Origin of the sequence: Lentibacillus kapialis (genome assembly GCF_014646635.1) — a bacterium.
GTDB lineage: Bacteria > Bacillota > Bacilli > Bacillales > Amphibacillaceae > Lentibacillus > Lentibacillus kapialis.
The window spans coordinates 94,415-117,979 of record NZ_BMNQ01000002.1 but is presented as its reverse complement, the minus strand read 5'-3'; the positions used below and the strand labels follow the sequence as shown (position 1 = coordinate 117,979).

Annotated in this window: 28 protein-coding genes and 1 other annotated feature; of the genes, 26 read left to right on the top strand and 2 right to left on the bottom strand. The window is 41.4% G+C overall.

The genetic code is table 11. The features are described 5' to 3' along the window. Positions 1-29 precede the first annotated feature (29 nt). The 25 genes from IEW67_RS01675 to yajC all read left to right on the top strand — a co-directional run bounded on the left by IEW67_RS01675 (position 30) and on the right by yajC (position 19,849). Positions 30-944: an SPOR domain-containing protein gene (locus IEW67_RS01675; RefSeq protein WP_188631314.1), complete on the top strand. Its 915-nt coding sequence runs from the start codon at positions 30-32 to the stop codon at positions 942-944. 212 nt (positions 945-1,156) lie between these two features. Further along, positions 1,157-1,846, top strand: coding sequence for a RadC family protein (gene radC, locus IEW67_RS01670; RefSeq protein WP_308430697.1), 690 nt, complete (start codon positions 1,157-1,159; stop codon positions 1,844-1,846). 252 nt (positions 1,847-2,098) lie between these two features. Further along, the gene (locus IEW67_RS01665; protein ID WP_188631313.1) at positions 2,099-3,139 is read left to right on the top strand and encodes a rod shape-determining protein; all 1,041 of its coding nucleotides are present in this window, start codon (positions 2,099-2,101) and stop codon (positions 3,137-3,139) included. Positions 3,140-3,151: 12 nt separating this feature from the next. Next, positions 3,152-4,033: a rod shape-determining protein MreC gene (gene mreC / locus IEW67_RS01660; RefSeq protein WP_188631312.1), complete on the top strand. Its 882-nt coding sequence runs from the start codon at positions 3,152-3,154 to the stop codon at positions 4,031-4,033. Beyond that, positions 4,033-4,572 carry a rod shape-determining protein MreD gene (mreD, locus tag IEW67_RS01655; protein WP_188631311.1) on the top strand — a complete coding sequence of 180 codons (540 nt, stop codon included), beginning with the start codon at positions 4,033-4,035 and terminating at the stop codon, positions 4,570-4,572. The genes mreC and mreD overlap by 1 nt, the downstream gene beginning before the upstream one ends. Positions 4,573-4,612: 40 nt before the next feature. Continuing rightward, on the top strand, positions 4,613-5,299 hold the full coding sequence (minC, locus tag IEW67_RS01650) for a septum site-determining protein MinC (RefSeq protein WP_188631310.1): 687 nt from the start codon (positions 4,613-4,615) through the stop codon (positions 5,297-5,299). Next, positions 5,292-6,089 (top strand): septum site-determining protein MinD, encoded by a 798-nt coding sequence (gene minD, locus IEW67_RS01645; protein ID WP_188631309.1) that lies wholly within the window; start codon positions 5,292-5,294, stop codon positions 6,087-6,089. Before minC ends, minD begins: the two co-directional genes overlap by 8 nt. 195 nt (positions 6,090-6,284) lie before the next feature. After that, positions 6,285-7,046: a M23 family metallopeptidase gene (locus tag IEW67_RS01640; RefSeq protein ID WP_188631308.1), complete on the top strand. Its 762-nt coding sequence runs from the start codon at positions 6,285-6,287 to the stop codon at positions 7,044-7,046. Further along, on the top strand, positions 7,033-7,896 hold the full coding sequence (locus IEW67_RS01635) for a site-2 protease family protein (RefSeq protein ID WP_188631307.1): 864 nt from the start codon (positions 7,033-7,035) through the stop codon (positions 7,894-7,896). Before IEW67_RS01640 ends, IEW67_RS01635 begins: the two co-directional genes overlap by 14 nt. Before the next feature lie 69 nt (positions 7,897-7,965). After that, positions 7,966-8,039 (top strand) — a sequence feature (ribosomal protein L21 leader region). 13 nt (positions 8,040-8,052) lie between these two features. Then, on the top strand, positions 8,053-8,361 hold the full coding sequence (gene rplU / locus IEW67_RS01630; RefSeq protein ID WP_188631306.1) for a 50S ribosomal protein L21: 309 nt from the start codon (positions 8,053-8,055) through the stop codon (positions 8,359-8,361). A gap of 11 nt (positions 8,362-8,372) precedes the next feature. Next, positions 8,373-8,702, top strand: a complete 330-nt coding sequence (locus IEW67_RS01625) for a ribosomal-processing cysteine protease Prp (protein ID WP_188631305.1) — start codon at positions 8,373-8,375, stop codon at positions 8,700-8,702. A 14-nt stretch (positions 8,703-8,716) separates the two neighbouring features. Further along, positions 8,717-9,007, top strand: coding sequence for a 50S ribosomal protein L27 (gene rpmA / locus IEW67_RS01620; protein ID WP_188631304.1), 291 nt, complete (start codon positions 8,717-8,719; stop codon positions 9,005-9,007). Between the two features lie 108 nt (positions 9,008-9,115). Further along, positions 9,116-9,637 (top strand): Spo0B domain-containing protein, encoded by a 522-nt coding sequence (locus IEW67_RS01615; protein ID WP_188631303.1) that lies wholly within the window; start codon positions 9,116-9,118, stop codon positions 9,635-9,637. 17 nt (positions 9,638-9,654) lie between these two features. After that, the gene (gene obgE / locus IEW67_RS01610; protein ID WP_188631302.1) at positions 9,655-10,935 is read left to right on the top strand and encodes a GTPase ObgE; all 1,281 of its coding nucleotides are present in this window, start codon (positions 9,655-9,657) and stop codon (positions 10,933-10,935) included. 36 nt (positions 10,936-10,971) lie between these two features. After that, positions 10,972-11,823 carry a prephenate dehydratase gene (pheA, locus tag IEW67_RS01605; RefSeq protein ID WP_188631301.1) on the top strand — a complete coding sequence of 284 codons (852 nt, stop codon included), beginning with the start codon at positions 10,972-10,974 and terminating at the stop codon, positions 11,821-11,823. A 134-nt stretch (positions 11,824-11,957) separates the two neighbouring features. Further along, positions 11,958-12,908: a SafA/ExsA family spore coat assembly protein gene (safA, locus tag IEW67_RS18390; RefSeq protein WP_188631300.1), complete on the top strand. Its 951-nt coding sequence runs from the start codon at positions 11,958-11,960 to the stop codon at positions 12,906-12,908. A 121-nt stretch (positions 12,909-13,029) separates the two neighbouring features. Further along, positions 13,030-13,776, top strand: a complete 747-nt coding sequence (gene nadE, locus IEW67_RS01595; RefSeq protein ID WP_188631299.1) for an NAD(+) synthase — start codon at positions 13,030-13,032, stop codon at positions 13,774-13,776. Between the two features lie 64 nt (positions 13,777-13,840). Next, positions 13,841-14,398, top strand: a complete 558-nt coding sequence (locus IEW67_RS01590) for a YhcN/YlaJ family sporulation lipoprotein (RefSeq protein ID WP_188631298.1) — start codon at positions 13,841-13,843, stop codon at positions 14,396-14,398. A 293-nt stretch (positions 14,399-14,691) separates the two neighbouring features. Then, positions 14,692-15,420 carry a YebC/PmpR family DNA-binding transcriptional regulator gene (locus tag IEW67_RS01585; RefSeq protein WP_188631297.1) on the top strand — a complete coding sequence of 243 codons (729 nt, stop codon included), beginning with the start codon at positions 14,692-14,694 and terminating at the stop codon, positions 15,418-15,420. Between the two features lie 103 nt (positions 15,421-15,523). Next, positions 15,524-16,126: a Holliday junction branch migration protein RuvA gene (gene ruvA / locus IEW67_RS01580; RefSeq protein WP_188631296.1), complete on the top strand. Its 603-nt coding sequence runs from the start codon at positions 15,524-15,526 to the stop codon at positions 16,124-16,126. A 15-nt stretch (positions 16,127-16,141) separates the two neighbouring features. Continuing rightward, complete coding sequence (gene ruvB, locus IEW67_RS01575) at positions 16,142-17,143, top strand: Holliday junction branch migration DNA helicase RuvB (protein WP_188631295.1); 1,002 nt, start codon at positions 16,142-16,144, stop codon at positions 17,141-17,143. Next, complete coding sequence (locus IEW67_RS01570) at positions 17,140-17,337, top strand: DUF2905 domain-containing protein (protein ID WP_188631294.1); 198 nt, start codon at positions 17,140-17,142, stop codon at positions 17,335-17,337. Before ruvB ends, IEW67_RS01570 begins: the two co-directional genes overlap by 4 nt. A 19-nt stretch (positions 17,338-17,356) precedes the next feature. After that, positions 17,357-18,385: a tRNA preQ1(34) S-adenosylmethionine ribosyltransferase-isomerase QueA gene (gene queA, locus IEW67_RS01565; protein WP_188631293.1), complete on the top strand. Its 1,029-nt coding sequence runs from the start codon at positions 17,357-17,359 to the stop codon at positions 18,383-18,385. A gap of 36 nt (positions 18,386-18,421) precedes the next feature. Then, entirely contained in the window at positions 18,422-19,561 is a 1,140-nt protein-coding gene (gene tgt, locus IEW67_RS01560) for a tRNA guanosine(34) transglycosylase Tgt (RefSeq protein WP_188631376.1), read from the top strand. 18 nt (positions 19,562-19,579) lie between these two features. After that, positions 19,580-19,849: a preprotein translocase subunit YajC gene (yajC, locus tag IEW67_RS01555; RefSeq protein ID WP_188631292.1), complete on the top strand. Its 270-nt coding sequence runs from the start codon at positions 19,580-19,582 to the stop codon at positions 19,847-19,849. Positions 19,850-20,063: 214 nt separating this feature from the next. On the opposite strand, the gene IEW67_RS01550 is transcribed toward yajC, so the two are convergent. After that, positions 20,064-20,447, bottom strand: coding sequence for a TIGR04086 family membrane protein (locus IEW67_RS01550; protein WP_188631291.1), 384 nt, complete (start codon positions 20,445-20,447; stop codon positions 20,064-20,066). Positions 20,448-20,588: 141 nt separating this feature from the next. Here IEW67_RS01550 and IEW67_RS01545 point away from each other — a divergent pair, with 141 nt between their 5' ends. Continuing rightward, the gene (locus IEW67_RS01545) at positions 20,589-21,881 is read left to right on the top strand and encodes an ArsB/NhaD family transporter (protein WP_188631290.1); all 1,293 of its coding nucleotides are present in this window, start codon (positions 20,589-20,591) and stop codon (positions 21,879-21,881) included. A gap of 39 nt (positions 21,882-21,920) precedes the next feature. On the opposite strand, the gene spoVB is transcribed toward IEW67_RS01545, so the two are convergent. After that, positions 21,921-23,474, bottom strand: coding sequence for a stage V sporulation protein B (gene spoVB, locus IEW67_RS01540; RefSeq protein ID WP_188631289.1), 1,554 nt, complete (start codon positions 23,472-23,474; stop codon positions 21,921-21,923). Positions 23,475-23,565: the final 91 nt, after the last annotated feature.

Genomic DNA, 23,565 nt, shown 5'->3' with positions numbered 1-23,565 from the left:
GAACAAACTTTTATATGGAGGGAAAATTGGTGAACCAAAATAAAAAAACGAACGTATTGACAAATGATAAGAAAAAGAAGCTGAAAAAGAAAACCAAACATGCAAATAAACAACCAACTAAAGAATCTAACGAAGAGCATGCAGCTGCACTGGAGAACTCCAATATACCTGAATACATCAGGCAGGAGGACGAGGATGATAAAGGTCATAATAAAGACATCCACTATAAACAAAACTCCAACTTAACAAAGGCCAAGCCATTTTTAATCGCTTCTATATCTGCAGTTATTATTGGGGGGGTTCTAGGTTTTTTCATGCTTAATATGTTTGTAGATATCGATGGCAACATTGGCCAGCAAGGAGGTTCCTCGGCATCAGCTGTATCTGATAAAGAAAACAGCACTGCTGATGCTCAATCAGATGTTGTTGCAATTGATGCAAACAGTGCTTTTGCGGTTCAAGCTGGCAAATTCAGTGAACAAGCAAACGCAGAAGAGATGGCAGCAGTTATTCAGGATGCTGGTTCTTCCGCTATGATATGGGAAAACAACAGTTTTTATTTCGTATTATCCGGAATTAGCATGTCTGAACAGCAGGCAGAACAGACAGCAACCGTTCTTGCTAACAGTGGAATAGACACTTATGTCAAAGAATGGGCAACAGAGGCAAGTAAAATTACCCTGATGGATAGTGAAAAAGAATGGCTTCAAATGTTTGAAAAGCAGTGGAACAAGTCATTGAAATCCGTCAGCAGTGGGAATCATCTCTCAAAGGATGCCTGGGCGGGCGTGGTAAATGCGATTCCAGAAAATACCGACTCCATCACAAGTTTAACTGAAGCGGTACAAAAAGAGCATCAAGCGATGGGTAAGACGGATAACTCGAGGGATCAAATAATCTTGCTGAATCTATGGGAAAAGTTTAATAAACTGGTATCAAAATAAATATATTCAGTAACACGCTCTATTAGAAAAACTCGTTATAAAAAAGGGCAATTTGGCATTTTTTATAAATTGGTAGGCATGGAAAGCTGAATTTCATCCGGCTTTTTTTTGATTACTGAGAGCCTTATCCTGCTAAAATACTTTTTTATAAAGTTGTCCCTTTGAATAAGAACCATTACTATAAATCTATCTTATTATAGGGGGGACTTTGAATGAGCTCATCGCCGATTATGATAAAAGATGTACCAAAAGAAGATCGCCCGCGAGAGCGTTTGCTCAAACTTGGTGCAGGTCATTTATCAAATCAGGAATTGCTTGCTATTCTGATTGGCAGTGGAACGAAGAAAGAGTCGGTAATGGTCTTATCAAATCGGGTCTTAATGCATTTTGAAGGGTTAAACCTATTGAAGGATGCAACAATTGAAGAACTGATGGCAATTAAAGGCATTGGCATGGCCAAAGGTGTATTGCTTCTATCCGCTTTGGAATTGGGAAAGCGCATGAATCAATATAAGCCTGATGACCGGTATGTCATTCGTTCTCCGGAGGATGGCGCAAATTATATTATGGAAGATATGCGAACACTTAACCAGGAACATTTTATCGTGTTATTTCTGAATACCAAAAATCAGGTTATCCATAGACAAACGATCTTTATCGGCAGTTTGAACGCATCAATTGTGCACCCAAGGGAAATATACAGGGAGGCTGTCAAACGTTCAGCTGCTTCAATCATTTGCGCGCATAACCATCCATCCGGAGACCCTGCGCCCTCCCAGGAAGACATCCATGTAACAAAACGTTTGGTTGAATCGGGAAAAATGATTGGTATCGAATTATTAGACCATTTGGTGATCGGTGACAGAAAATTTATTTCACTGAAAGAAAAAGGTTACCTATAAATACTATCTATTTTTAAATTTTTTTCGTATAATTGAATAGACGTAACTCAGTCAGCGCCAGTTTCTAAAGTTCACTTGAGATTGGCGCTTAATTTGCTTGATATAAATGTGAATATTTACTTTCCATTAAAACATGTTTAAAATAATGGATTAGGACTCGGGTTGTTATAAGACATAGAATAAATAATGATAGATGTTTAATCTCATTTGAAGCCGGCAAATGAATTGCTAAATGAGAAAGGAAGATTAGGATTGGGAAGATTCAGTTTGTCACAAGATTTAGGGATTGATTTAGGAACAGCCAATACACTCGTTTTTGTGAAAGGTAAAGGTGTTGTTGTACGGGAACCGACAGTAGTTGCTAAAAATATTGAAACTGGTGACATTGAATCAGTCGGGAAGTCAGCCAAGAATATGATTGGACGAACCCCCGGAAATATTTCGGTTGTCCGTCCAATGAAAGACGGTGTTATTGCCGATTATGATACTACTGCTGTAATGATGAAGTATTTCATTAAAGAAGCGATGAGCAGACGATCGCTTTTTGCCAAAAAGCCGAACGTGATGATATGTGTACCATCAGGTATTACGATGGTGGAAGAGCGTGCTGTCGTTGATGCAACGAAACAAGCCGGAGCAAAGGAAGCCTATCCGATTGCTGAACCTTTCGCAGCAGCCATTGGGGCGGGACTGCCGGTTTGGGAACCGACAGGGAGCATGATAGTGGATATTGGCGGTGGTACGACTGAAGTTGCTGTCATCTCACTTGGCGGCATTGTAACCAGCTACTCGATTCGAACAGCTGGTGATAATATGGATGAGTCGGTCACAAATTATATCCGTAAACATTATAATCTGATGATAGGTGAGCGCTCAGCTGAGTCCATTAAAATGGATATTGGCGTCGCCGGAGAAATTAAGGAAGATATTGAAATGGAAGTTCGGGGACGGGATTTGCTGACAGGCCTGCCCAAAACGATTACAATTACAGCCAGAGAGATTGCTGGTTCACTAAATGAAACCGTAGCAGATATTGTTGAGGCTGTGAAGGATACACTGGAAAAAACACCGCCGGAACTTGCCGCCGATATTATGGATCGTGGTATAGTATTATCAGGTGGTGGCTCTCTTTTGAAAAATCTGGATAAAATTATTAGCGATGAGACGAAAATGCCTGTTTTTATTACGGATGACCCTCTAGAAAGTGTGGCAATCGGTACAGGCAAATCGTTAGAATACATTCACCATTTCCGTTCCCGTCCGAATGTATCTTCCCGTCCCACTGTCGAGTAAGCAGGTGTTCATATGAAGCTTTTTCAAAAAAAAAGACTATTTATCCTATTAATTGGTTTCATTATTCTGGTGGCGTTGATTGGTTATTCATTACAGGACAGGGATGAAGAGACAACTGCAGAACAATTCATCAAAGATACAGTTGGATGGGGACAGAATTTGATACACACACCAATCAATTACATTACAAGTATTTTTAAAAACATTGATGATATCAGAAATACTTATGAGGAAAATAAAATACTGCGTCATAAAATATCAGAGTATAACAGCCTACAGTACAAAGTACAGGAATTGGAAGAGGACAATGCCGAGCTGCGGAATACATTGGATAAAGCTGAATCAATTCGTGAGTATAACCCGATTCAAGCAACTGTCATTTCGCGTTCAACCGAGCGTTGGATTGAACAGGTAACAATCAATAAAGGAACTCAAGATGGCATTGAGGAGAATATGGCTGTTATTACGGCGAAAGGTATGGTCGGCAAAGTGGAGAAACCGTCAAAATTCACATCAACGGTGAAATTGCTGACCGGATTCGATCAGTTCAACCGTATATCAGCTACTATTTCCCGGGATGAAGGCGATGATATTAATGGCATGATTGAAGGCTATGACGAAGAATCAGATCACCTGTTGTTCAGAATCATCGAGGAATCGGACAAAGACCTTGAAGAGGGGGAATTGGTCCTATCTTCGGGGATGGGTGGTGTTTTCCCTGCAGGTCTGCAAATTGGTGAGGTTAAAGAAGTTAAGCCGGATCAGTATGGACTGACAAGCACCGCCTTTGTTGAACCATTGGTTGATATGTATGATATCAATAATGTTATAGTTGTCGAGCGACCGCAGCCGGATGATAATTCATCAGAAGAGAATAGGAAGGATGAGTCGTAATGAGACGATTACTGATTCCGCTGATACTTTTTCTTCTGCTGATAATGGAGGGCGTGGCGCTTGAAATATTGCCGGCTTCCCTTTTAAATGGGGATCTGGTCTTTGTCTCTCACTGGATTTTTATGTTTCTTATTCTGGTTGCTATATTTTATGATCGAGAAAGTACATTTTTTTCTGTTTTTTATGGTTTATTATTTGGACTTTTGACAGATATTGTCTATACCGGAATTTTAGGTGTCTACATGTTCAGCTATGGACTGGGTGCCTATATTGTTCATGGGATGACGAAATTACTGCACGCCAATATCTTTGTGACGATATTGCTCGGTATGGCAGGTTTGGTGTTTGTTGAGATCTTTAATAAATTTGTTTTTTCCGTTATAGGGATTTCTGATTTAACCTGGAAAGCTTATTTAATTGAAAGACTGACACCGACAATTATTGCCAATATTTTATTTCTGCTCATTATATATCCATTTTTTGTAAAATGGCTTGTCGAATGGAAAGAAGAACAGTTATCAGGCAGCTCGAAGTTTTAACGGATGTCATGTTATGCAGAATGTTTGAGGTGAATGCAACATGCATGAGGAAAGTCAAACGATTACAATTAAGGGTACCAAAGATGGACTGACGCTAATGATTGATGATAATCAATCATTTGACAAGGTATTGGAAGAACTAGCTGGTAAGCTTTCGGAATATAATCCAAAACAAGATGATCCGATCGTTCCGGTAACTGTCAAACTGGGCAATCGGTATATCAATGATTGGCAAAAACAGCAGCTGCGTGAACTGATCGGTGAAAAAAACCGATTTTCCATTGAACTTTTTGACTCCGATGTTATCCATCGTGATGAGGCTATTAAATGGAAAGAAGACAGCGATATTAAAATAGTTAATAGAGTTGTGCGCTCCGGACAGGTTCTGGAAAATACCGGCGATTTACTGTTAATTGGGGATGTTAATCCTGGCGGGAAGGTTATAGCAAGCGGTAATGTGTTTATTATGGGTAATCTTATGGGGATTGCGCATGCTGGAGCACACGGGGATCAGAAAGCTGTGATCGCTGCCTCCTATATGAAACCGAGCCAGCTTAGAATAGCAAATTATATCAGCCGTGCACCCGACTACGAAACGGAAGGTGTCTATATGGAATGCGGCTTCATCGATGAAAAACAGGATAAAATCATTATTGACCGCCTCCAGGTTCTATCACATAATCGAATAGATTTAAGCGGGTTTGAAAGGAGAATAGTGAATGGGTGAAGCAATAGTCATAACGTCCGGGAAGGGCGGTGTAGGCAAAACGACCACCACTGCAAACATTGGGACAGCATTGGCGCTCATGGAGAAAAAAGTTTGCCTGATCGATACGGATATCGGTTTACGGAATCTTGATGTTATCATGGGGCTGGAAAATCGGATCATTTACGATATTGTGGATGTGATCGAGGAGCGCTGTAAACTCGGACAGGCTTTAATCAAAGATAAACGATTTGCTGATTTGACACTTTTGCCTGCAGCCCAGACGAGTGATAAGTCGGCAGTCACCACGGAAGGCATGAAAAAGATTCTTCAGGAATTGAAGCAATCCTATGATTATATTATTATCGATTGCCCGGCAGGCATAGAGCAAGGATTTCAAAACGCAGTTGCCGGCGCCGATAAGGCAATAGTAATCACAACTCCGGAAAAGTCGAGTGTGAGAGATGCTGATCGTATTGTCGGCCTGCTTGAAAATGAGGAACTCGAACCGCCCAAGATGGTTATTAACCGCATTCGGAATCATATGATGAAAAACGGTGATATGCTGGATATAGATGATATCATTCAAATACTCTCCATTGATCTGCTTGGCATTGTTATCGATGATGATGACGTTATCAAAGCATCCAATAGTGGTGAACCTGTTGCACTTCAGGGGAATTCAAAGGCTTCTGTCGCATACAGGAATATTGCTCGTCGGATATTGGGTGAAACTGTTCCACTTCAATCACTGGAAGAAGAAAAAGGTATGTTTCAAAAGGTGAAGCAATTTTTTGGTATAAAATCCTGACTGCTTCAAACATATACACAATGCGAGTGGTTATTATGCATGATTGGTAAAGCCGTCTTTTAAAGTACTACTCCTGTAAAATCCTGTTCCTGGCACTATTCTTCGCCTGAGAGCAAAACCCTCATACCGTTATATCATAACTTCCTCCCTTATCTCATACACTTGTACAAAAGCGAGACAAGGGTTGTGAAGCGAATGGATAAAGGTGTAAAAAAGGTAAGAAAATCGATTGATCAGCGGAAGAAAATGCGTGGTGCAACCAGTGAAAAAAGCACGAAACAGATTCTGCCGTCATCCTTTCCGCAAGAAGAAGAAAAACACGGCTACTTCCCTGTTTTCACTGATGACAATGGCCCGGCAAAGCTTGGAAGTGAACGTATCACCCGTTTTGCTGTTAAAGGAATTCTGTCGACTATGCTTTTTCTATCAGCAGCGTTCTTAATGCAGTCTGATTCTGAATTACTTTCAACACCCAAAAAGTGGACAACCAGTACGTTGACAGAAGAGTTTCCCTTTGCCAGCGTCAATCAGTGGTATCAGAAAACATTCGGAGAACCGATGGCTTTATCTTCATCGCAATCTAGCGATGCGCAAGAAGCTTTGGCACTTCCCGTCAACGGAACTGTTTCCGAAACATTTCAAGCAAATGGGAAAGGAATAAAGTTGGCACCTGGTGAAAAAACAGACGTTTCATCCCTGCAAAGGGGCGTAGTCACGTTTGCCGGTAATGACCATGAAACAGGTAAGACTGTCATTGTTCAGCACGCTGATAACAGTGAAACCGTGTATGGAAATTTAAGTTCGATTGATGTTCATTTATACCAGTTTATTGATCGCGGTCAAAAACTCGGCATATTCAGCCCTAATACTGACAATAAAAATGTTTATTTTGCAATTGAAAAGAATAATTCATATGTGGATCCTGTACAGGTGATTCAGGTTGATGATGCGGAGTAACCTTTTACCCTCAGTCCACATCCACCCTATTTTATTAATCTTTATCATCATTTCGTTTTTAACCGGTACTTTTATTGAACTGATGGTGATCCTGACAATTGTTCTCATTCATGAATTGGGGCATTTTTCAGCGGCGAAATGGTTCGGCTGGCGGATTCGGGGGGTAATGCTGTGGGTGTTTGGTGGTGTTATGGATACTGATGAACACGGGACCAGGCCGTTTCATGAAGAAGTATATGTTGCACTGGCAGGGCCGCTTCAGCATGTATTCATTTATCTTTTCCTATTAATGCTCTCCGGAAGCGGGCTATTGTCATCTTATATTATTGAAACAGCGTGTTTTTACAATACCGCAATCCTGCTATTCAATCTGTTGCCAGTGTGGCCGTTAGATGGCGGAAAACTGGTATTATTGGTGCTCTCAGAGAAGCTTCCTTACCGAAAAGCATACGCTTTTGCTGTTATGTTTTCGTTAATTTTGAACATTGTCTTAACAATTGTTGTCATATTCGTAATGCCGTTTACACTTAGCGCCTTTCTTTTGTTTTCTTTCCTGGCCGTGGAAAACAGAAAGGATTGGAAGCAGCGCTATTTTGTATTTATACGATTCTTGTTGCAGCGTTATCAGGGAGACAACTTTTTCAAACGGGTTCAGCCAATTGAGATATCATCCCATTTAAGGTTAATGGACGTATTCAGTTGCTTTCGCAGGGATAGAGTGCATAAGATATATGTTACACTGCCGGGTGATATCCGATGGCAGATGGATGAGATGGAATGTCTTCACAGTTATTTTCATGACCAAAATTATCGCAAATCAATCGGTGAAATAATCAGCCGTGTATCATGAATTTTTTCCAGTGGAACTTGACAACCGATTTTGCATCGTGATAATATTTATACGTTATTCATAGTAGCACCAGTGCTACAACCGCTCAGAACAGGTTTTAAATTCCAATAGCGAGTACCTGTATGGCGAGTCTTAGTTATTCAAGGAGGTGCAGACATGTACGCAATTATTGAAACAGGCGGCAAACAGATTAAAGTTACTGAAGGACAGGAAGTCTATGTTGAAAAAGTAGCAGCTGAAGCAGATGAATCCGTTACGTTTGATAAAGTCCTTTTCGTCAGCGGAGACGATACGAAAGTCGGTGCTCCATATGTTGATGGTGCAACTGTAACGGCAAAAGTTGAAAAACATGGTCGTCAGAAAAAGATTGATGTTTTCAAATATAAGCCAAAGAAGAACTATCATCGTAAGCAGGGTCATCGTCAGCCTTATACCAAATTGGTAATTGACAAAATCAATGGATAAGGATCTAAACTATGATTCATGTCATTATAAAAAGACGAAACAGTCAAATTGAACAGTTCGAGTTATCCGGTCATGCTGCAAGTGGACCTTATGGATATGATTTAGTCTGTGCTGGTGTTTCGGCTGTTTCGTTTGGTTCTGTCAATGCAGTAATGACATTAAGTGGTGCAGATCTTGAGATTGAGCAAGGGGAAGAAGGCGGCTATCTTCGAGTGATTGTACCTCCTGGCATATCGGGTGGTACAATGGAAAAAATACAATTGTTATTCGAAGGTATGCTTGTCTCCTTGAAAACAATCGAGCAAGAATACAGCGAATTTATAACTATACAGGAACAATAAGGAGGTGCCCTGGAATGCTTCGTTTAAATTTACAGTTCTTTTCTCAGAAGAAAGGTGCCGGAAGTACCAAAAACGGCCGTGATTCCGAATCGAAACGTCTTGGTGCCAAGCGTGCCGACGGCCAATCAGTAAACGGCGGAGGCATCATCTACCGCCAGCGCGGTACAAAAGTCTATCCGGGTATGAACGTAGGCCGTGGCGGAGATGATACATTATTCTCCAAAATTGACGGTGTTGTAAGGTACGAACGTGTTGGTCGTAATCGCAAAAAAGTCAGTGTTTATCCGGTAGCTAAAGAAGCATAAGTTTGCTGAACAAGCAATGCAAACTCCAGTCAGTTTTTGGCTGGAGTTTTTTTGGTATAATACATCAATATTTGCTATACTTTTCTTACTACCTGAGGGGGAGAGAACATGAACGAGACAGATGTCATCCAGATGCTCCGTCATTATCGGCACGACTTGATGAATCATTTGCAGATTGTGCAGGGATATCTTAGCATGGGAAAAATAGAAGAAGCCCAAAAAAAATTAAGAAATTATACAGAAGAGTTACAGGAAGAGCGAAAATTGGTCAATTTAGATGCTCCTAGGTTTGCGTTATATATATTACAATTTTATTTTTTACATACGAATTTTCGGTTAACATACCATATACGCACTGTGGCCGAAAATCTCCAGTCAGTGGATGAGCTGCTTGCGGAACAATGTGAAAAAATTATGGAAAGAATAGTGATGTCATCAGATGCGATGCAATTATATGAATTGGATATACTACTGTACGATGCGGACCAGGATATGATTGAAGTGGACTTCACTTTAAACGGTAAAATTCCTGATGTACAGGCTTTCACGAAATCAATTGAAAACATTGTCGGGGACGTGACAATCCAGCATCAGGATAATGAAGTTAAATGTAGAGTCCGTATTCCATAAAATGAGGTGGATAGAAGATGTTTGTTGATCAGGTTAAGATATATGTTAAGGCTGGAGACGGCGGAGATGGTATTGCTGCCTACCGGCGTGAAATATACGTTCCAAAAGGCGGTCCTGCGGGAGGTGACGGCGGAAATGGCGGTGATGTTATCTTTAAGGTTGATGAAGGGCTTAACACCTTAATGGACTTTCGATACAATCGTCATTATAAAGCAAAGCGCGGCGAAAATGGTATGAGTAAAAACAAACACGGGAAAAATGCGGTGTCTTTAGTCGTGGATGTTCCGCCCGGTACTACCGTAACCGATGAAGAAACCGGAGAATTAATAGCTGATTTAACGAATCATGAACAGGAGGCTGTGATTGCCAGGGGTGGACGCGGAGGGCGAGGTAATTCCCGTTTTGCATCTGCTAAAAATCCGGCCCCTGAATTATCTGAAAACGGAGAACCGGGACAGGAACGCAATATTAAGGTTGAATTAAAATTACTGGCTGATGTGGGCTTAATTGGTTTTCCAAGTGCAGGAAAATCCACACTGCTGTCAGTGGTAAGTGCTGCCAGACCGAAAACAGCTGAATATCACTTTACAACCCTGACACCTAATCTCGGTGTGATTGATACTGATGATCAGCGCAGTTTTGTGATAGCAGATCTCCCTGGATTAATCGAGGGGGCTCATGAAGGCACCGGGCTGGGATATCAGTTTTTACGTCATGTGGAACGCACGCGGGTGCTGCTTCATGTCATTGATATGGCGGGAGTTGAAGGAAGAGACCCTTACGATGATTTTGTTAAAATTTATCGTGAGCTGAAGGAATATGATACAAAACTGATAGAACGGCCGCAAATTATCGCCGCAAATAAAATGGATATGCCGGGAGCAGAACAAAACCTACGTGAATTCGAGAGCAAATTAAAAGACAAATATCCGATTTATTCGATTTCAGCGTTGACAAAAGAAGGGCTTCAGAAGCTTACTTTGGCTGTTGCAGATGTGCTTGATAAGACACCAAGACATACAGAGGAAATCGATAAGACCGATGAAAAAGTGGTTTATCGCTATCAAAAAGAAGAAATACCATTTACAATTACTAAAGATTCAGATGGCTCATTTGTGTTGTCGGGAGCAAGAGTCGAAAAACTGTTTAAAATGACAGATTTTACGAAAGATGAATCGGTGCAGCGCTTTGCACGGCAACTACGCGGAATGGGTGTGGATGAGGCATTGCGCAAGCGTGGGGCAAGCGACGGTGATATTATTAGGCTTAATGATTTTGAATTTGAATTTATAGACTGATTTTTGTAGATGATGCTGAAGATTGGGGGAAATTAAATGGCAAAAATAGGTTATTTGGGACCGCGGGGTACCTTTACAAAGCTTGCGGTTGATACCGCGTTTAATGGTGAAAACAAACATAGTTTTACAACAATTCCAGAATGCATTGATGCAGTAAATGATGGGGAGATTGATGTCGGAGTCGTACCACTGGAAAATGCAATAGAAGGTACGGTGCAAATAACTGTCGATTATTTGGTTCACCAAGTCAGGTTGCCGGTAATGGCAGAGATAGTTGTTCCAATTCAGCAGCATCTGCTTGTCAAACCTGGGTTTGCCGGTGAATTATCCGAAGTGCCGGAAGTATACTCGCATAGTCATGCTATTGCCCAATGCCATCAATTTTTACATATGCATATGCCCGATGCGAAAATGAATTTCACCTCTTCTACCGGAAAGGCAGCAGAATTGGTCAGCAGCGGCGAGAACAATATGGCTGCTATAGGTAATAGGCTGGCAGCAAATGAATATGGCTTGGACATTTTCCAGGAAAATATTCACGATTATCCGAACAACCATACCAGGTTTGTGGTACTGGCAAAAAATAAAGAGATAGTCAATGTCAAGCACGAAGCTGAGGCAGAAAAAACAAGCTTGTTGATAACACTCCCAAGCGACTATGCCGGTGCATTATATCAAGTGCTTGCTGCATTTGCCTGGCGCAGGATGAATCTTTCTAAAATTGAGTCAAGACCGATGAAAACTGGTTTAGGTAATTATTTTTTCATTATTGATGTTAACCAGCCTTATGACGAGGTTTTATTTCCCGGAGTCAAAGCTGAATTGGAAGCTCTGGGCTGTAATGTAACAATCCTTGGTACATTCCCTGTTTATCAAATTGATTTATAATGAAATCCGTCTGCACCTGATTAGTGCAGGCGGCTTTTTTCTATTTTTAATTCAACTTTTATCATTTATCTGCATATGGTGATAATGAGTGATTTGCCCAGTATGAATCTGGACTGAAAGGAGTCTGTTTAGATTTGAAAATTCACATTGTACAAAAAGGCGATACATTATGGGAAATAGCAAAACAGTACGACGTTGATTTTGATCAGGTAAAGCAGCTGAATCCGCAGCTTTCAAGCCCGGATATGATAATGCCAGGCATGAAAATCAAAATTCCTGCTTCATCAAAGCCGGTCAAAAAAGAAGGCAAGTACCAGAAGGAGGTTCAAAAAGAAACGCAAATGCCTGCCGCCGAAAAGCCATATAAGGACACTTCACCAAAACCAATGCCAGTTACTAAAGAAGATGATGTCAAACCACCGAAAGACATTAAGCCTAAGATGCCGATGCAGCCAAAAGTAACATCCATGGATCAGGAAATGAACTACTACACCACCATCAACCTCCCACAAATACCAGCCTATGAACAACCTGAGGCAGAATTACCTGAAAAAGAAAAAGAAGTATGCTGCCATTCTCTTCCAAAGCCGGATTTAGCATTTTACCATCAGAAACCTTGCCCGCCGCAAATACCGCAAATGAGTCCTTATTTAGATGAATATCAGGATTGCGGCTGCGGGGCACCAAAACCAATGCAAATGCCGATGTATCAGCACCCTGTACAAATGCCGATGCATCATCACCCGATGCCAAAACCAATGCAGCATCCGGGGCAAATGTATCCGATGTATTGTCATCAGGGACAAATGTTGCCGCCGCATTATAGCGACATGATGGGCTCGGCTAATGCTCCGTCAAATATGGCTATGCCGGCCAGTCCGGACCAATACTATGGAATGAACGAACACGGTTTTAGTCCGAAATTCCCGTCAAAGCCAATGGATATGCAACAAGGCTATCATAATCCGCAAATGCCGCCGCCAGCGACTATGCCGTATTTCTCAAACAGCCAAGCACCAATGCCACAGCCCCCTGGTTTTGACCAATGGTTCCGGGAAGATGAAGAAGATACAACAGACGAATGAATTTAGAAGTAGAGACGAGATCAATGATCGTCTCTCTTTTTTTAAACGTCAATCTTTTTAAAATGATTTAAACCATGCTAAACTAACTATAGGAATTCTGGATGATAGTAAGGTGGTATTTATGAAATCAACAGTAAACGACATTGTAAATTGGCTCCGTGAAAGCGTGCACGAAGCAGGTCTCAACGGTTTGATGGTCGGAGTCAGCGGAGGGTTGGATTCAGCAGTCGTGGCGTATCTTATTCAACGTGCCTTCCCTGACGATTCACTTGGAGTGATGCTCCCGATCAACAGTAGCTCGGAAGATATGGAACACGCGAAAAAAGTGACTGAAAGCTCAGGAATACATGACATGACAGTTGATTTGACTGAAACACATCATATGATGTATTCGTCAATAAGCGATCAGCTGAGATTGAACCATTCATTTGAACAGAAGAATGATCAGCTTGCAGGCGCCAATCTCAGGGCACGTCTGCGCATGAGCACCCTTTATACGATTGCAGCGCACTATAACTATCTGGTTGTGGGAACAGATAATGCGGCGGAGTGGCATATCGGATATTTTACCAAGTATGGCGATGGCGGTGTAGATATTCTTCCATTGGTGGAGTTCACAAAGCAAGAGGTAAGGGAAATAGGAGAGCATCTTGGCGTCAAACATAATATCTTAACTAAAAAGCCAAGTGCCGGTCTTTGGGAAGGACAGACGGATGAAGCTGAAATAGGAACGACTTATGATAAAATTGATGCCTATCTGGAAGGAAAGGACGTTCCGGATGAGGATCGAAAACTTATTGAAAACATGCATAGGAGAACAGCTCACAAAAGGAAACCGGCAAAGCAATTTCACCGCAAAAATCAATAATTCCTTTAATTAACTGTTTAAAAACACCTCGCTTATCCAACCTAAATATAAGGGAGGTTTTTTTATGCAAATAATTAAATGGATGCTTGTACCCGCCGTTTCAACTTTACTTTTCGGCTGTGCACAATATGAAACAGGACAAGAAGACTCTCAAGAAAATATGAATTCACAACCGATTCATTATGAAAATGAAAAGGAACAGAATGAGCGGTTTGGAAAAGAGAAACAAGGGATTGATGAACAAGGCGGTTACCAGCAGAGTGAACAAAAAGAGTTGAACGACGGGGATGAAAATGCACAAAGTGATTTGTTTACGAATGAAATGTCCATGTCCATATCCAAGCAATTAAAAGAACGCAAAGATGTCCGGCAAGCACAAGTTGCCATATCTGACGAAAAGGTGGTTGTTGGTGTTATGCTCACCGATCAAGCACCACCGGATATGCGTGAACTTGTTGAGCGGGAAGTACAGAGGATGGTCCCGACTAAAGAGATTTATGTTTATACAGATGATATATATTGGGACCGGATGCGGAACAAGGATGCGCAACCTGATCAGTTGAATGGGGATATACGCGAGTTTTTGCGTGAATTCTTCAACCGTGACCGGGAACATTTTTAAACTGTCATTTTTGCCTGTAAAGGTCCGATTCTGCTCAACTAATATTCAAAGGGGGAAAAAACCCCTTTGAATAAAGTTTCGCTTTATCCCGCCTTAACAGGCAGTAAGTCCCCTTATTAATATGAAAATTAAACTAAAATATGATTAAAATGGGCAACTGCCTGTAAAGGTCCGATTCTGCTCAACTAATATTCAAAGGGGAAAAACACCCCTTTGAATAAAGTTTCGCTTTATCAACTGTGGGTTTTTTGATATAGTTATAAAGGAAATTCGTGGAGAGAGGAGAATGTCCTATGGCTGGTCATTCTAAATGGCACAATATACAACGCAGAAAGAACGCCCAGGATGCCAAAAAGGGCAAAATATTTATGCGTCATGCCAAAAATATTTATACAGCCGCCAAAGAAGGCGGAGGTGACATAGATACGAATGCGGCACTGAGGACAGCGGTTGATAAGGCAAAAGCGGACAATATGCCGAATGACAATATTGAGCGTGCTATCAAAAAGGCAACCGGTGATCTTGATGGTGTCCATTATGAAGAAATCACCTATGAAGGTTATGGCCCTGGAGGCATTGCAGTTATTGTCAATGTGTTGACAGATAATAAAAATCGAATTGCTTCAGAAATTAGACATGCCTTCAAAAAAAATGACGGGAATCTCGGTGAAAATGGTAGTGTCACATTTATGTTTAACCGTAAAGGCTATATTCTCGTTGAAGAAGATGGCACCATTGATGAAGATGAAATCAGTATGGAGGCTATTGAAGCCGGTGCGGATGATATCGTGGCCGAAGACGGAGTATACGAAATATATACCAATCCGGAGAATTTTCAAAATGTCCGTGATCATTTGCGCAAAAGTAATTATGAACTTATTGAATCCGATGTATCATATTTTCCGCAAAATTACATCGCTCCTTCTGAAGACGACGAGCAAAAAATGTTAAATCTGATTGATATGCTGGAGGACAGTGAAGACACACAAGATATCCATCATAATATGGAGAGATCAGACTAATCAGGAGACTTCCATTCTTCGTTTGGAGAATGGGAGTTTTCTTTCTGCCAACACTGGATACTTGTGTTAAAATGAGATGAGGGATAAAAAAGGAGAAAATCACATGATTGCTTATATAAAAGGAATATTGGTCAATATACATGAAGATGCTGTCATTGTTGATGTACAGGGAGTTGGGTATGAGGTTTTCTGCGCCGCTCCATTTGTGTTTCAGGCATCATTACATAACGAAATAACCATTAATACATATCATTATGTTCGTGAAGACACACAGGTTTTGTATGGTTTTCGGGACCAGGATGAGAAATTGCTGTTTACAAAGCTCATTTCTGTATCAGGCATTGGCCCCAAGGGTGCATTAGCTATATTGGCCAGCATTGATACACAAGGATTTATTGAGGCGATTGAGCGCGAGGATGATAAATTTCTGACCAGTTTCCCGGGTATAGGCAAAAAGACAGCCAGACAGATTATTCTTGATTTAAAAGGTAAATTGTCTGCGATTGTGTCAATTTCTGCTCAGTCTGCTGAGAGTAAGCCATCCCGCGAAGTTTCAAAAGGGGTGCAAGAAGCTCAGGAAGCATTAAAATCACTCGGCTATACTGAACGGGAGATCAGATCAATTACACCTGAGCTGCAGAAGGAAAACAGCAATAATACCGACGAAATCGTGCGAACAGCTCTGGCATTGCTAATGAGAAATTAATAAGGTGGGATTAAGATGGATGAGCGCATGGTCGCAGGTGAATTACAGAATGAAGATTCCGCTGATGAACTCAGTCTACGCCCCACAAATCTGAGCCAGTATATCGGTCAGCAGAAAGTAAAAGACAATTTAAGCATTTTTATTCAGGCCGCAAAAATGCGTGATGAAGCTCTCGACCATGTTTTACTATATGGTCCTCCCGGCTTAGGGAAAACAACTCTTGCAGCTATTGTTGCCAATGAGATGGGGGTTCAGTTCCGCTCAACATCAGGTCCGGCTATAGAACGCTCCGGTGATCTGGCGGCAATACTCTCATCGCTTGAACCGGGTGATGTCCTGTTTATTGATGAGGTACACCGGTTGCCTAGAGCTGTTGAGGAAGTACTGTATCCGGCAATGGAAGACTTTTTTATTGATATTGTAATCGGTAGCGGCCCGAGTGCACGATCTGTCCAAATTGATTTGCCACCATTCACACTTGTAGGAGCAACTACAAGAGCGGGTTTGTTATCAGCCCCTTTGCGTGATCGCTTTGGAGTCCTGAGCAGACTGGAATTTTATAACCCAAACGAATTGTGTGATATCGTCGAGCGGACCTCGGATATTTTTGAGACGTCCATTACGCACGAAGCAGCTCTTGAGGTGGCCGGCCGTTCAAGGGGTACGCCCCGGATTGCCAACAGGCTGCTAAAACGGATACGCGATATATCACAAGTGAAAGGGGAGACAGAAATCAGTCTGGAAACAACGAATGAAGCTTTGAAGATGCTACAAGTTGATGATGCCGGTCTGGATTATACGGATCATAAACTGCTGCATGCCATCATCGATGGTTTTCAGGGTGGTCCTGTCGGTTTAGATACAATCGCAGCGACGATTGGAGAGGAATCACAGACGATTGAGGATGTGTATGAACCGTATTTACTGCAGATCGGTTTTATTCAGCGCACACCGCGGGGGCGTGTCGTAACGTCGAGTGCATACGAGCATTTTGGTTTAAGGAAAGATAATGAATGAATATGGGAAAGATGTTTATTACGTTCGGCATCATTTTTATTGTGATTGGCATCATCTGGTCATTTATAGGCAGACTGCCTGGGGATATCACTATAAAACGTGATCATTTTACGTTCCATTTCCCAATCATGACATCGATAGTCGTAAGTATTATTTTGTCACTCATCTTATTCATTATAGGAAAATTTCGCTAAGTACAGTTAGGAGAGCATCATGAATATAGAGGATTTTGATTTTAATCTACCGGAAGAGTTAATTGCACAAACTCCGTTGAAAGATCGCACCGCATCTCGTATGCTTGTTTTGCAGCATCAGACGAAGAAAGTGGAGCATAAACAATTTACAGATATTAAAAACTATCTTAAAAAAGATGATTGTCTTGTATTGAATGATACACGTGTTCTTCCGGCAAGGTTATATGGCACCAAACAGGATACCGGAGCAAATGTGGAAGTGTTGCTCCTGCATCAGCAGGAAGCGGATACATGGGAAGTCCTTGTAAAACCGGCCAAAAAAGTGAACATTGGAGCAGTTATCGTTTTTGGCGACGGAAAACTCCGTGCAACCTGTGTCGGTCTGAAAGATCATGGCGGACGTATTCTACAGCTGGAGTATGATGGTTTTTTTAATCAAATACTTGATGAATTGGGTGAAATGCCATTACCGCCTTATATAAAAAAACAGTTGCCCGAAAAAGAGCGGTATCAGACAGTATATGCGACAGAAGAGGGTTCAGCCGCAGCACCGACTGCCGGGCTGCATTTTACGAATGAACTGCTTGATGACATTCGCAGTATGGGCGTTAGCATTGAGTTTATCACACTGCATGTCGGTCTGGGTACATTCAGACCGGTAAGCACTGATAGAATTGAAGAACACAAAATGCATGCAGAATTTTACCATATGTCAAAAGAAACAGCAGATGCACTTTCGTCGGTCAGAGCGAATGGCGGACGTATCATTACAGTTGGTACTACTTCAACACGTACATTGGAGACGATTGCGCGTGACAATGGCGGCAAATTTGCAGAATCAAGTGGATGGACAGATATTTTTATTTATCCGCCATACGACTTTCAGGCAATTGATGGATTGATTACTAACTTTCATTTACCAAAGTCAACATTAATTATGATGGTCAGTGCACTTGCGGGAAGAGAAAACATTATGCATGCGTACCAAGAGGCCATAAAGGAACGCTACAGGTTCTTCAGTTTTGGGGATGCAATGTTGATTTTATAGGTGTTAATAATCTTGAATAGTAAAGGAACGAATAGTATGAGTGCCATAACGTATGAACATATTAAAACATGTAACCAAACAGGGGCCCGTCTAGGAAAGGTCCATACACCGCACGGATCATTTGATACTCCAGCGTTTATGCCTGTCGGAACTTTGGCTACCGTAAAGACGATGAGTCCGGAAGAATTAAAAGAGATGAATGCTAACATTATCTTGTCCAACACATACCATCTATGGCTGCGGCCCGGTCAGGATATTGTTGTGGAAGCCGGTGGTCTGCATCAATTTATGAACTGGAATGGTGCAATATTGACCGATTCAGGCGGTTTTCAGGTATTTAGTCTTAGTGACATGCGCGATATTAAAGAGGAAGGTGTTCATTTTCGAAATCATTTGAGTGGCGAGAAGCTCTTTCTTTCACCTGAAAAAGCGATGAACATTCAAAATTCGCTCGGATCGGATATTATGATGGCATTTGATGAATGTCCGCCATATCCAGCCTCACATAATTATATGAAATCCTCGGTAGAACGTACAACACGTTGGGCGGAGCGCTGTTTGAATGCCCATGAAAGATCTTCTGAACAGGGATTATTTGGTATTGTCCAAGGCGGTGAATATGGAGATTTAAGAAAACAAAGTGCAGAAGATCTGGTCTCGCTTGATTTTTCGGGCTATGCGATTGGCGGGCTGTCGGTCGGTGAACCCAAGAACATCATGAACCGAATGCTGGAATTCACAACACCACTCTTACCGAGTGATAAACCACGGTATTTAATGGGAGTCGGGTCACCGGACTCATTGCTTGACGGAGCAATGCGCGGTATCGATATGTTTGATTGCGTACTCCCGACGCGTATTGCACGTAATGGGACCTGTATGACATCAAATGGCAGGCTAGTGGTACGCAATGCCAAATATGCCCGTGATTTCAGACCGATCGATGAAAATTGCGGCTGTCATGTATGCAAAAATTATACCCGTGCCTATATCCGGCATTTGGTAAAATGCAATGAAACGTTTGGATTCAGACTTACTACTTACCATAACTTATATTTTCTGTTAAAATTAATGGGGCAAGTGCGAACAGCAATTGCTGAAGACAGGCTAGGCGATTTCAAAGAAGCATTCTTTGAACAATATGGTTTTAATAAAGAGAATGCCAAGAATTTTTAATAAAGGAGGGACATGCAAGTGAATACATTATTTTCACTGTTACCGATCATTTTAATGTTTGTAATTTTTTACTTCCTGCTGATCCGTCCGCAGCAAAAGCGGCAAAAGCAGGTAAAACAAATGCAGGCTGATTTGCAAAAGGGTGATAAAGTCGTGACAATCGGCGGTCTTCATGCCGAGATCCACGCACTTGATGAAGATACGGTTGTGCTTCAGGATGGCGACGGTCCAAGACTTACGTATGATCGTTCGGCGATCCGGGAAATTAAAAACAATAATGCACAGTAGAACTTTATGATATACATAAAGGTATGAGAAAACTGGATAGCGGCCATTTTAGAAAAACTCGGCATTCGTCTCGTCTTACAGCGAATGCCGAAGCTTTTCTTATAAGGTCATCCATCATTTATATTTCCAGACGTTATAAAAGAAGTCAGTGCATTTGCAACTGACTTCTTTTCGTTCCGGGCTGTTGATGAAGATAGACTAAGACCGCCTGTGCTTAAATTTCACTTCCTGATTTGATCATATTTACCCCAATAACACCACCAAGCAATGCTGCCAGTATAAAACCTGCATGATGCAGAGTTTGCTCAAGTGAAAAACCCTGCTGGTAGCCCAAGTATTGTACAAGAAAGACAAAAAGTGTAAAGCCCGCTCCCGTGATCACCCCAATGATCCACCCTTTTTCTTTTCCTTTAACCCCGGCAATTACGCCACCAATAAATAAGCTGATTAGTCCGACAGCCAATGTGATCCAAGACAATGTCATCTCATTCAGCCCAGTAAATTGAAGGAAAAATGCGAGAATGATACTTGTCAAGAGCAGCAGTCCAAGAATAATAATCCATCCATACAACAGGGCAACGAATTGTTGTTTCCGCACGCTGGTTCAGCCTCCCTCTAAGTGATTGTCCATATATCATTATCATATTCGTCCAAACAAAAAAATAGACTGAAAATATTTTGCATTGTGCGGCATATATTTGTAAAAGGATCAACCTATAATACCGAAAGAGGATGTTGTATGGATGTTATATTAGCTGGAGTCATTTTCGCTATAAGTTATATTTTTATCATGACGGAGAAGGTGAACCGGGCTGTCGTAGCAATGACGGGTGGCATATTGCTGCTGTTAACAGGGATTTACAGTGTTCAAGATATGTTTACCAAGTATATTGATTGGAATACCATTGCCTTGTTGTTCTCCATGATGGTACTCATATCCATTACCGAAAAGACCGGACTGTTTTCATTTGTTGCCATCCGGCTCACCCAACTTGTACGGGGTTCGCCGATTCCGCTTTTGATCGTTGTGAGCATACTGACTGCCCTTGGCTCAGCATTGTTGGATAATGTTACGACAGTGCTGATATTGGTTCCGATCATCCTGAAAATTACCAAACAATTAAATTTACCAACGTTTCCGTATTTGCTGATAGTTATTTTCAGTTCGAATATTGGGGGAACGGCTACTCTTATTGGAGATCCGCCAAACATAATGATCGGACAGGCTGTTGATCACTTGACATTTCTGTCCTTTATCAATCATCTGGCACCTATGGCTCTTTTAATGTTTATCATTATGCTGTTGCTAGTGCTTCCCTTGTTCAGACAGTCATTACAGTCTATAAACGGCCATGCAGAAGAGTTAATGAAAGCTGATGCGTCCGCCTATCTTGTGCGCTCCCCGATGCTATATCAATCAATCACTGTTCTGACTATGACACTTTTAGGATTCTTGCTGCATGCGTTCCTGCATATTGATTTAACTGCCATTGCATTAAGTGGAGCTGTTTTACTGCTCCTGCTGACGGAAAAAGAGTTGAATACAGAACGTGTTTTCTCCGGGGTTGAATGGGTCACATTATTTTTCTTTATCGGACTATTTACGTTGGTGGGCGGGCTTGAATCGTCCGGAATCATCGATGAATTGGCAAGAGGAATTATTCTTTGGACGGATGGTGATTTTGTCGCAACTGCTATTTTAATTTTATGGGTATCTGGGCTATTCTCAGGTATTGTTGATAACATCCCCTTTGTCGCAGCCATGATTCCGGTTGTTGAGGAATTTCAGGGTTATGGTATGGTCTACTTGGATCCGATATGGTGGTCATTGGCGCTTGGGGCTTGCCTAGGCGGGAATGCAACGCTTATCGGCGCTTCTGCCAATGTCGTAGTGGCAGGTCTCGCAGAAGGCGAAGGACAAAAACTGCCCTTCATACGTTTTATGAAATATGGCATACCTTTTGTTCTGTTGTCTTTAGCAGCATCAACCATTTACATTTACATACGATATTTGATCCCATATACGTCTTAGTCAATAAATATAACGCCATAAAAGTTGGCGTTATATTTATTATGATAGCCATTTTTGCAGTAGAGGTATTTGTTTGATCTCTTCTTTTGTTAAAAACTTTAATATAAAGAGCAGAATAACATAAACGATTAGCAAGGTCATAAGCATTAAAGCAAAAATAAACAGATTAGATTCCAGACCGCTAAACACGCCGCGTAAAAATCTTCCGCATAGCCATGTTAATGATACTAAAAGTCCCATTTTCAGTAAGTCCCAGCCCGCTATTATAAATCCGATTTCCTTATAAAGACTGGCCAGATGCAATAATGTTACGAGAATAACACCGACTGACATGGCGATTGCAACACCGTTTATGCCAAAATCCGGATTTGATGCCAGCAAAAAAAGCACCGTCAACTTGATAGCTGCTCCGATTAAACTGTTCCACATGGCAGGCCTTGCTAGGTCGAGTGCTTGCAACGCAGCCTGTAGTGGTGACTGGATATAAAGCAGGATGAAGAAAGGTGCCATAAGGACTAAAAAATGACTTGCATTATCAGTTCCATACATATAGTTTAGTATGGGAGCTGCGAATAAAGTTAGTATGACGGTTGCGATCGCACCTGATGCAAATGAAATCCTGATTGATTGATGAATCCGGTAATGAATTAAGTGTTTATTTTGATGGGCATCAGCCTCTGATATGGAGGGGACTAATGCAATTGATAATGAATTTGTAATAAATGTAGGTAAAAAAAGCAACGGTAAGACATAACCTGTCAATTCACCATACTGTTTCGTCGCAAGCGAACTGGAAATACCTGCAATGGCCAGGCTTTGTGCAACGAGTATTGGTTCCAGAAAATGGGAGATATTGCCGATTAATCGGCTGCCCGTACTAGGAAGTGAAATAGAAAACAATTCATATAATGTATCTTTTCCTGACTTCAAATTATGGAAGAACCGCTTCCGGACTTTTACAATTTTTTGTTTTTTAAACACACGTGTCAAATATAACATCGAGGCTAGCTCGCCAATTATAATACTAAACATGGCACCTGCTGCAGCAAACTCAATTCCATAAGGAAGCAGTAATTTAACAAATAAAGCAACAAGGGTAATTCGTACAAGCTGTTCGATGACCAGTGCATAGCTTTGCGGCTTCATATTCCGCCGTCCTTGAAAATAGCCTTTAAGAACGGAAGATATGGCAACAATCGGTACAATAGGGCTAATGGCCACCAGTGGATACAAAGTCCGTTCGTCAGTCAGCAATGTTGTGGCAATAAATGGTGCTGCAGCAATCATGCCAATTGTGAAAACAACACTTGTTACAGCAGTTATGATCAATGATATAATAAGAATCCGCTTAATTTTAGCTTTATCATTCTTAGCTTCAGCTTCGGATACGCGTTTGGAAATAGCGACCGGAAGCCCAAGCTGTGTAAGTGTGATGACCAGAAATAGTGTTGGAAGTGCCATCATATATAAGCCGACACCTTCCTCACCCATCACCCTGGCAATAACCAGACGGTTAACAAAACCGAGCATCCTCGTTATCATGCCTGCCATTATCAGGATTAGCGTTCCCTGGAGAAATGTTTGTTTGGTCAATATTGCCGACCTACCTTCTCAAAAAATATATTTTCAGATACAATGATATATATGCAATATAGTGGTCCAAGCATGACAAGCATCACGATAT